Below are 9,712 nucleotides of genomic sequence, written 5' to 3'. Positions count from 1 at the left end.
CCCCCGAACCGACCCGCGAAAACCCCCATGGTTACCCACCCGCACCGGCCCAAACCGGACCGCACCTCCCACGCGTGGGACGATGGAGTCTACGTATCGATCCGACCCGAGACCGCAGAGACTGCGGACGCCTCAAGAATCAGGACCCTGCGTGCCCGCGATCCCCAGCCATGTGCCCGAGCCGAGCCGTACCGACCCGGCGCTGATCCGCAATTTCTGCATCATCGCGCACATCGACCATGGCAAGTCCACGCTCGCTGACCGGATGCTCCAGCTGACCGGAGTGGTCGACCAGCGGCAGATGCGTGCTCAGTACCTCGACCGCATGGACATCGAGCGCGAGCGTGGCATCACGATCAAGTCCCAGGCCGTGCGTCTGCCGTGGGCCCCGACCCTCGGGGACGACCAGGGCAGTACCCACATCCTCAACATGATCGACACCCCGGGACACGTCGACTTCACGTACGAGGTCTCGCGGTCGCTCGCCGCCTGCGAGGGCACCGTGCTGCTCGTGGACGCCGCCCAGGGCATCGAGGCCCAGACCCTCGCCAACCTGTACCTGGCGATGGAGAACGACCTCACGATCATCCCCGTACTGAACAAGATCGACCTGCCGGCCGCGCAGCCCGAGAAGTTCGCCGAGGAGCTGGCCAATCTCGTCGGGTGCGAGCCCGACGACGTGCTGCGGGTGTCCGCGAAGACCGGTATCGGTGTCGACGCGCTGCTGAACAAGGTCGTCAAGGAGATCCCGGCGCCCGTCGGGAACGCGGACGCGCCTGCCCGCGCCATGATCTTCGACTCGGTCTACGACTCCTACCGCGGTGTCGTGACGTACATCAGGGTCATCGACGGACAGCTCACCAAGCGCGAGAAGATCCGGATGATGTCCACGAACGCCACGCACGAGCTGCTGGAGATCGGGACGAACTCGCCGGAGATGCTCGGCGCGGACGGGCTCGGGGTCGGCGAGGTCGGCTATCTGATCACCGGGGTGAAGGACGTCCGCCAGTCCAAGGTCGGTGACACGATCACCACCCTGCACAAGGGCGCGACCGAGGCGCTCGGCGGGTACAAGGACCCCAAGCCGATGGTCTTCTCGGGCCTGTATCCGCTGGACGGGTCCGACTACCCGGAGCTGCGCGAGGCCCTCGACAAGCTCCAGCTCAACGACGCCGCGCTCGTCTACGAGCCGGAGACCTCGGCCGCGCTGGGCTTCGGTTTCCGCGTCGGCTTCCTCGGACTGCTGCACCTGGACGTGATCCGGGAGCGGCTGGAGCGCGAGTTCGGGCTCGACCTCATCGCGACCGCGCCGAACGTGGTGTACCGGGTCGAGATGGAGGACGGCAGCGAGCACGTCGTCACCAACCCGAGCGAGTTCCCCGAGGGGAAGATCGACAAGGTCTACGAGCCCGTCGTCCGCGCGACGATCCTCGCGCCGTCGGAGTTCATCGGCGCGATCATGGAGCTGTGCCAGACCCGGCGCGGCACGCTGCTCGGCATGGACTACCTCTCGGAGGACCGCGTCGAGATCCGCTACACGCTCCCCCTCGCGGAGATCGTCTTCGACTTCTTCGATCAGTTGAAGTCCAAGACCCGGGGCTACGCCTCGCTCGACTACGAGCCCACCGGCGAGGTGACGTCCAGCCTGGTCAAGGTGGACATCCTGCTGCACGGCGACAAGGTGGACGCCTTCTCGGCGATCACGCACAAGGACGCGGCGTACGCGTACGGCGTGCGGCTCGTCGCCAAGCTGCGGGAACTCATCCCGCGACAGGCCTTCGAGGTGCCCATCCAGGCCGCCATCGGCTCCCGGGTCATCGCCCGCGAGACCATCCGCGCCATCCGCAAGGACGTCCTCGCCAAGTGCTACGGCGGTGACATCTCCCGTAAGCGGAAGCTGCTGGAGAAGCAGAAGGAGGGCAAGAAGCGGATGAAGATGGTGGGTTCCGTGGAGGTTCCCCAGGAGGCCTTCATCGCGGTGCTGTCCAGCGACGACAGCGGTGGCGGCGCCAAGGGCAAGAAGTAGCGGGCCCGTACACCGAAATTCCGGACGATAGCCAGACGATTCACAGGGCCCGTTGCGCTTCGGCGCCGCGGGCCCTATGTCTTGGCTCTGTACGAAGTGGTCATGGCTCTGTTCGAAGTGACCGTCCACCGCCCCTTACGCACCGGCCGGTCGCGGCTTACTCTGATCACTGCTCGATAGTTACTCGTGAGTTAAACAACAGCCGTAGCAATGAGCCAGCCGCACTGTCGCGGGCCCCGGAGGATGTCGTGAGCGACACACAGACCCTGATCGAGAACCGTCCGCCGTCCGTGGCGGGCCTCTTCCTGGACCGCGTGGCCGCCACGCCCGACGCCGAGGCCTACCGCTACCCGGTGCCGGCGCCCTCGGGCGAGGGCCCCGACGACTGGAAGTCGCTGAGCTGGGCGCAGGCCGCCGAGCGGGTCTTCGCGATCGCGGCCGGACTGATCGAACTGGGCGTACAGCCCGAGGAGCGCGTCGCGCTCGCCTCCGCCACCCGCGTCGAGTGGATCCTCGCCGACCTGGGCATCCTGTGCGCCGGCGCCGCCACGACCACGGTGTACCCGCAGACCAACGCCGACGAGTCGACTTTCATCCTCTCCGACTCCGGGAGCAAGGTCCTCATCGCGGAGGACGCGGCGCAGCTCGCCAAGGCACAGGAGAAGCGCGCCGAACTGCCCGAGCTGACGCACGTCGTGGTCATCGACCCGACCGGCGTCGAGACCGGCGACCGGGTGCTCACCCTCGCGGAGCTGGAGCAGCGGGGCGCCGCGTACCTGGAGAAGAACCCGGACCTGATCAAGGAGCGGGTCGGGGCCATCACCAAGGACCAGCTCGCGACGATCATCTACACCTCGGGGACGACCGGCCGCCCCAAGGGAGTCCGTCTCCCGCACGACAACTGGTCGTACCTGGCGAAGGCCATCGCCGCGACCGGACTGCTCGGCTCCGACGACGTGCAGTACCTCTGGCTGCCGCTCGCGCACGTCTTCGGCAAGGTGCTCACGTCCGGGCACATCGAGATCGGGCACGTCACCGCCGTGGACGGCCGCGTCGACAAGATCATCGAGAATCTGCCGGTCGTGCAGCCGACGTACATGGCGGCCGTACCGCGCATCTTCGAGAAGGTCTACAACGGCGTCGCGGCCAAGGCGCGGGCCGGCGGCCCGGCCAAGTACAAGATCTTCCAGTGGGCCGCCGAGGTCGCCCGCGAGTACGCCAAGGTCACCCAGGACAACTTCCGCCGCACCGGCGTGGCCACCGCGCCCTTCGGCCTCGCCGCCAAGCACAAGGTCGCCGACGCGCTGGTCTACGCGAAGATCCGCGAGGCCTTCGGCGGCAAGCTGCGCGCGTGCGTCTCCGGATCGGCCGCGCTCGCGCCCGACATCGGCTACTTCTTCGCCGGCGCCGGCATCCACATCCTTGAGGGCTACGGCCTGACCGAGTCCTCCGCGGCCTCCTTCGTGAACCCCGGCGAGGCCTACCGCACCGGCACGGTCGGCAAGCCGCTGCCCGGCACGGAGGTGCGCATTGCGGACGACGGCGAGATCCTGCTGCGCGGCCCCGGCATCATGGAGGGCTACCACGGCCTGCCCGAGAAGACCGCCGAAGTCCTGGAGTCCGACGGCTGGTTCCACACCGGCGACATCGGCGAGCTGTCCCCCGACGGCTACCTCCGCATCACGGACCGCAAGAAGGACCTGATCAAGACCTCCGGCGGCAAGTACATCGCGCCGGCCGAGGTCGAGGGCCAGTTCAAGGCCGTCTGCCCGTACGTCTCCAACATCCTGGTGCACGGCGCCGACCGGAACTTCTGCACCGCCCTCATCTCCCTCGACGAACCGTCCATCCTGGAGTGGGCCAAGGACAACGACCTCGCGGGCAAGTCCTACGCCGAGGTCGTCGCCGCCCCCGCGACGGTCGCCATGATCGAGGCCTACGTCAAGGAACTCAACGAGGGCCTCCAGCGCTGGCAGACCATCAAGAAGTTCCGCCTCCTCCCGCGCGACCTCGACGTGGAACACGGCGAGATCACCCCGAGCCTCAAGCTCAAGCGCCCGGTGGTGGAACGCGAGTACAAGCACCTGATCGACGAGATGTACGCGGGTTCGCGCGAGGCGTGACTGTTCGGTGGGGGCCGGGCCCAACCCCCTAGGGGCGCGGGGCTGTGTCTATTTGCGGCTCCGCCGCGTGGGCGCGCCCAGCCCCCACCAGAGGCGCGCGTTGCAAACTGCCTACCTGGTCGAGCGCCGCCGCAACTCCCGCACCAGTAGCCCCATCTCTCGCACCTGAACCCGAAGTTCCCGCACCTCGTCCACCGCACTCGCCGCCATCCGCTCCTCAACTTCCTTGAGCCGCAACGCCAGTTCATCGAACTGCCCCTGCTCCCGCGCCAGCATCCGCTCCAACAGCTGGTTCTTACGGTGCAGTTCGAGAAAGACGCTCACCTTGGCCCGCAGCACCCAGGGATCGAACGGCTTGGTCAAGTAGTCGGCGGCACCCGTGGCGTAACCACGGAACGCATACCCCGCATCCGAGTCCGTGCCGGTCAGGAAGATGATCGGGACGTCCTTGGTCTGGTCGAGCCGTTTGATGTTGGCCGCGGTCTCGAACCCGTCCATGCCCGGCATCCGGATGTCCAGCAGAACCACCGCGAACCGCTGCCGCAGCAGCGCCTTCATCGCCTCCTCGCCCGAACGAGCCCGTACCAGCGGCTCGTTGAGGGACCCCAGGACGGCCTCCAGCGCGACCAGGTTGTCCTCCATGTCGTCGACCAGGAGGATGCCGGCACTCTCGTCGGTCGTTGCCTCAGCGCTCATGATGACTGTGCCTCACTCAGTCGTCGGCGGTGCCGCCGTCTGCCCTGAAGTACCGGAACCTGAAGTACCCGGATCCGCCACCGTGATGTCCTCGGACGCGGTCACGGACGCGGCCTCGGGATCCAGGAGCGCGCAGACGACGGTCAGCAGCTGATCGACGTCCACCGGCTTCGGTACGTAGTCGTTGGCGCCCCGCGCGATGGACTTCTCCCGGTCGCCCGGCATCGCCTTCGCGGTGAGCGCGACGATGGGAAGCCCGGTCCAGCGCGGGGCGCGGCGGATGGCGGCGATGGTCTCGTACCCGTCCATCTCCGGCATCATGATGTCCATCAGCACGAGTTCGACGTCGGGATTGCGTTCCAGCGTCTCGACGCCCTCACGCCCGTTCTCCGCGTAGAGCACCGGCATGCCGACCCGCCCCAGCACATGGGTGAGTGCGAAGACGTTGCGGATGTCGTCGTCCACGATCAACACCCGCCGCCCAGGCAGCACTTGGCCTGCCCGCCCGGCCTTCCACGCCTCCAGCTTGGTGGGGGTCGGCCACGAGTCGTCCACCTCGGTCGAGGTGAACGGCTCGCCGGACAACTGCTGAGGCAGCAGCGGCAGTTCGCGGTCCTCGGTGAGCGGCGCGCCGCCCGCCGCATGTCCGGGGCTGACGACGGGGACGTAGAGAGTGAAGGTGGACCCCCGCCCCGGCTCGCTCGCGGCGACGATACGGCCGCCCAACAGGCCCGCGATCTCACGGCTGATGGACAACCCCAGCCCCGTGCCGCCGTACTTGCGGTTGGTCGTGCCGTCGGCCTGCTGGAACGCCTCGAAGATCACCGGGAGTTTCTCCGGGGCGATGCCGATCCCGGTGTCGGAGACGGCGAAGACGATGACCTCGTCGCTGTCGTCGGAGTAGCGGTGCTCGGGGTCCTTGACCTGGTTGACGCGGAGTTCGACCCGGCCGGTGGCGGTGAACTTGATGGCGTTGGACAGCAGGTTGCGCAGGATCTGCTGGAGCCGCTGCTCGTCGGACCAGAGTTCGCGCGGTACGTCCTCGCCGACCGACACCTCGAAGGAGAGCCCCCGGTCCAGGGTGAGCGGGCGGAACGTGGCGTGGACGTAGTCGAGGAGCTTGATGAGCGGGAGTCGCTTGGGGCGTACGTCCATGCGGCCGGCCTCGATCTTCGACAGGTCGAGGATGTCGTTGATGAGCTGGAGGAGGTCCGAGCCGGAGCGGTGGATCGTGGTCGCGAACTGCACTTCCTGCTCGGAGAGCCGGCCGTCCGGGTTGTCGGAGAGCAGCCGGGCGAGGATCAGCAACGAGTTGAGCGGCGTGCGGAGTTCGTGCGACATGTTCGCCAGGAACTCCGACTTGTACTGCGAGGAGGTCGCCAACAGGGCGGCCTTCTCCTCCAGTTCGGCGTTGGACCGCTGCAACTCGGCCTGCTGCTTCTGGAGTTCGTCCGAACGTTCCTGCAACTGCGTGGCCAGCCGCTGGGACTGGCCGAGCAGGGACTCCGTGCGGGAGTTGGCGATGATGGTGTTGATCGCGACACCGATGGTGTTCACGAACTGGTCGAAGAACGCGAGGTGGACGTCGGAGAAGCGGGAGAAGGAGGCCAGTTCGATGACGCCGAGGAGCTTGTCCTCGAAGAGGATCGGGATGATGACCACGCTCGCCGGGGCGGCTTCCCCGAGCCCGCTGTTGATCTTGATGTAGTCCGGAGGGGCCTCATCCACCAGGATCCGCTTCTTCTCCCGCGCCGCCTGCCGCACCAGTCCGTGCACCGGCATGGCGCCCGTGTCCACGGTCGCGGCCTGCGCCGACCCGTACCCGGCTATGAAGGCAAGTCCCTTGGCGGGGATGGCCGTTCGCAGGCTGTCCTCGTCGGGATCGGCCAGGAAGAACGCCCCGTACTGCGCGTTCACCAGCGGCGTCAGCTCGCGCAGGATCAGGTCGGCGACCTCCATCAGGTCCCGGTGCCCCTGCATCAGGGCGGCGAGGCGGGCCAGGTTGGACTCCAGCCAGTCCTTCGCGCGGGTCGTCTCGCGGAGGTTGGCCACCATCAGGTTGATGTTGTCCTTGAGCTCGGTGACCTCGCCCTGGGTCTCCACCGTGATCGAGCGGGACATGTCGCCCTGCGCCACCGCCGAGGCCACCTCGGCGATCGCGCGGACCTGCGTGGTGAGGTTGAGCGCGAGTTCGTTCACGTTGGTCGTCAGGCGCTTCCAGGTGCCGTAGACGCCCTCCACCCGTGCCTGGCCGCCGAGTTGGCCCTCGGAGCCGACCTCGCGGGCCACCCGGGTGACCTCGGAGGAGAAGGAGGAGAGGGTGTCGACCATCGTGTTGATGGTGGTCTTCAGCTCCAGGATCTCGCCGCGCGCGTCCACGTCGATCTTCTTCGACAGGTCGCCCTGCGCCACCGCCGTCGCGACCTGGGCGATGTTCCTGACCTGTGAAGTCAGGTTGTCGGCCATGTAGTTGACGTTGTCGGTCAGGTCCCGCCAGACACCCGAGACGCCCAACACCTGGGCCCGGCCGCCGAGTCGGCCGTCGGTGCCGACCTCGCGGGCCACCCGGGTCACCTCGTCGGCGAAGGCGCGCAGCTGCTCCACCATCGTGTTGACGGTGTCCTTGAGTTCGAGGATCTCGCCGCGCGCGTCGACGGTGATCTTCTTCGACAGGTCGCCGTTGGCCACGGCGGTGGTGACCTGCGCGATGTTCCGCACCTGCGAAGTCAGGTTCAGGGCCATGAAGTTGACGTTGTCCGTGAGGTCCTTCCAGACCCCGCTGACGCCCCGCACCTGCGCCTGACCGCCGAGGTTCCCTTCCGTGCCGACCTCGCGGGCCACGCGTGTGACCTCGTCGGCGAAGGCGGAGAGCTGGTCGACCATCGTGTTGATCGTGGACTTCAGCTCCAGGATCTCGCCCTTGGCCTCCACTGTGATCTTCTTGCCGAGGTCGCCCTGCGCGACGGCGGTGGACACCAGCGCGATGTTCCTGACCTGTGAAGTCAGGTTGTCCGCCATGAAGTTGACGTTGTCGGTCAGGTCCTTCCAGACTCCGGAGACACCCCGCACCTGGGCGCGCCCGCCGAGGTTGCCCTCGGTGCCGACCTCGCGGGCCACGCGTGTGACCTCGTCGGCGAAGGCGGAGAGCTGGTCGACCATCGTGTTGATGGTCGACTTCAGTTCGAGGATCTCGCCCTGGGCGTCGACCGTGATCTTCTGACTCAGGTCGCCGTTCGCCACGGCGGTCGTCACCTGGGCGATGTTCCGGACCTGTGACGTCAGGTTCGAGGCCATGAAGTTGACGTTGTCGGTGAGGTCCTTCCAGACCCCCGACACGCCCCGCACCTGCGCGCGACCGCCCAACTGGCCCTCGGTGCCCACCTCGCGGGCGACGCGCGTCACCTCGTCCGCGAAGGCCGACAGTTGGTCGACCATCGTGTTCACGGTGAGCTTGAGTTCGAGCAGCTCGCCGGTCGCCTCGACGGTGACCGTACGCGTCAGGTCGCCGCGCGCCACCGCCGTCGTCACCAGGGCGATGTCCCGCACCTGCGCGGTCAGCCGGGACGCCATCGTGTTGACCGCTTCGGTCACATCACGCCAACTGCCGGACAGGCCGGTCACCTTGGCGCGGCCGCCGAGTCTGCCCTCGGTGCCGACCTCGCGGGCGACGCGGGTCACCTCCCCGGTGAACAGGGAGAGTTGGTCGACCATCTTGTTCACGGCGCGGCCGAGCCGTCGTAGGTCACCGCGCAACTGCCTGCTGCCGTCGTGCAGATCGACCCGCTGGGTCAGGTCGCCGCCCGCCACCGCGTCGAGCACGCGGGTCGCGTTGGCGGCCGGGGCGACCAGGGCGTCGAGGAGCTGGTTGACGTCGTTGACGCGGGAGGTCCAGCCGCCCTGGCCGGGGCTGGCCGAGAGGCGTTCGTCGAGGCGGCCGTGGCGGATCAGCTCCCGTTTGACGCGCTGCGTCTCGGAGTTGAAGTGGTTGCTGCGGTCCATGATCTGGTTGAAGGCGGCGGTCAGTTCGGCCACCATGCCGTGGCCCGTCTCCGGCGCCTTCGTGAAGTCCCCGTCGCGGGCGGCCGTCATCACGGCGAGCAGCGGACGGAGATCGGATGCTCGAATCCAGTCGCCTTTGTGACCGTCTTCGAGCACACGCGTAGCACTGTTCTCACTCATGGCGGCCCACTTCGGTAACTCGGCGCTTATGGCCGCGGTCAGTCTGTCACTCTGTCCGCATCGATCGAGGCGTATTCGTCCGAACTGCCCTGGGAGCTGCGCATGGGGGCCATACCGACGCAACGGGAGACCACTTCGCGTGCTTCCGATGCGCCCGCGCACCACGGCACGGACCGGCGTACGACAGTGCACGCCACGCTCTCCGGCAGCCCCCTCGCGCCCGGTTCCGCCCGCGGCCTGGTGCGCTCCGCCCTCCGCGAGTGGGCCGGACTCGGCCTGCCCGGCGCCGAGAAGCTCACCGACCGGCTGGCCGAGGACGCGATGGTCGTCGTCAGTGAACTCGTCACCAACGCCGTCGTCCACGCGGGCACGGACGTCGAGTTGGTGTGCCGGCTTGAGGACACCGACTCGATCGTCGTCGAGGTCGCCGACCACCACCCCTCCCGTGCCCCGCGCGACAACAGCGCCGAACCGGCGTACGAGACACCGGAGTTCGGCCGCGGCCTGCGCCTCGTCTCCACGCTCGCGGAGTCCTGGGGCGTCACCTACCGCACCGGAACCAAGACCGTCTGGGCCCGCCTGCCCGCCGAAGGCACCCCGGCCGCACGGGAGTTGGAGACCTACGCCGGTGAACGCGGCCTCCGCGTCGCCGAGATCCTCGCCCCCGAACCGCCCGCCCCCTCGGACA

At 67.9% G+C, this 9,712-nt stretch carries 5 protein-coding genes; 3 read left to right on the top strand and 2 right to left on the bottom strand.

Annotated features, from left to right (window positions below; translation table 11 throughout):
- The first annotated feature begins 151 nt into the window (after positions 1 to 151).
- Both lepA and AC31A1_RS39110 read left to right on the top strand, forming a co-directional pair.
- A complete protein-coding gene (gene lepA / locus AC31A1_RS39115; protein WP_393755471.1) occupies positions 152 to 2,026 on the top strand; it encodes a translation elongation factor 4 in 1,875 nt (624 codons plus the stop codon).
- A 248-nt stretch (positions 2,027 to 2,274) separates the two neighbouring features.
- Positions 2,275 to 4,149: an AMP-dependent synthetase/ligase gene (locus AC31A1_RS39110; protein WP_489657839.1), complete on the top strand. Its 1,875-nt coding sequence runs from the start codon at positions 2,275 to 2,277 to the stop codon at positions 4,147 to 4,149.
- A gap of 111 nt (positions 4,150 to 4,260) precedes the next feature.
- Here AC31A1_RS39110 and AC31A1_RS39105 read toward each other — a convergent pair whose 3' ends face one another.
- Both AC31A1_RS39105 and AC31A1_RS39100 read right to left on the bottom strand, forming a co-directional pair.
- Positions 4,261 to 4,845, bottom strand: a complete 585-nt coding sequence (locus AC31A1_RS39105; protein WP_489657838.1) for a response regulator — start codon at positions 4,843 to 4,845, stop codon at positions 4,261 to 4,263.
- Between the two features lie 12 nt (positions 4,846 to 4,857).
- The gene (locus tag AC31A1_RS39100) at positions 4,858 to 9,024 is read right to left on the bottom strand and encodes a HAMP domain-containing protein (protein ID WP_489657837.1); all 4,167 of its coding nucleotides are present in this window, start codon (positions 9,022 to 9,024) and stop codon (positions 4,858 to 4,860) included.
- 102 nt (positions 9,025 to 9,126) lie between these two features.
- On the opposite strand from AC31A1_RS39100, the gene AC31A1_RS39095 reads away from it, so the two are divergent.
- The coding region (locus AC31A1_RS39095; protein WP_489657836.1) for an ATP-binding protein at positions 9,127 to 9,712 on the top strand (586 nt) is incomplete at its 3' end.

This window comes from Streptomyces sp. P5F9, from assembly GCF_057961495.1.
Note: the sequence above shows the minus strand (reverse complement) of the source record. Positions and strands in the feature narration are given on the sequence as shown.

Coding starts and splice junctions, on each gene's coding strand:
- AC31A1_RS39105 (WP_489657838.1), bottom strand. CDS start 4,845: ATGAGCGCTGAGGCAACGACCGACGAGAGTGCCGGCATCCTCCTGGTC.
- AC31A1_RS39100 (WP_489657837.1), bottom strand. CDS start 9,024: ATGAGTGAGAACAGTGCTACGCGTGTGCTCGAAGACGGTCACAAAGGC.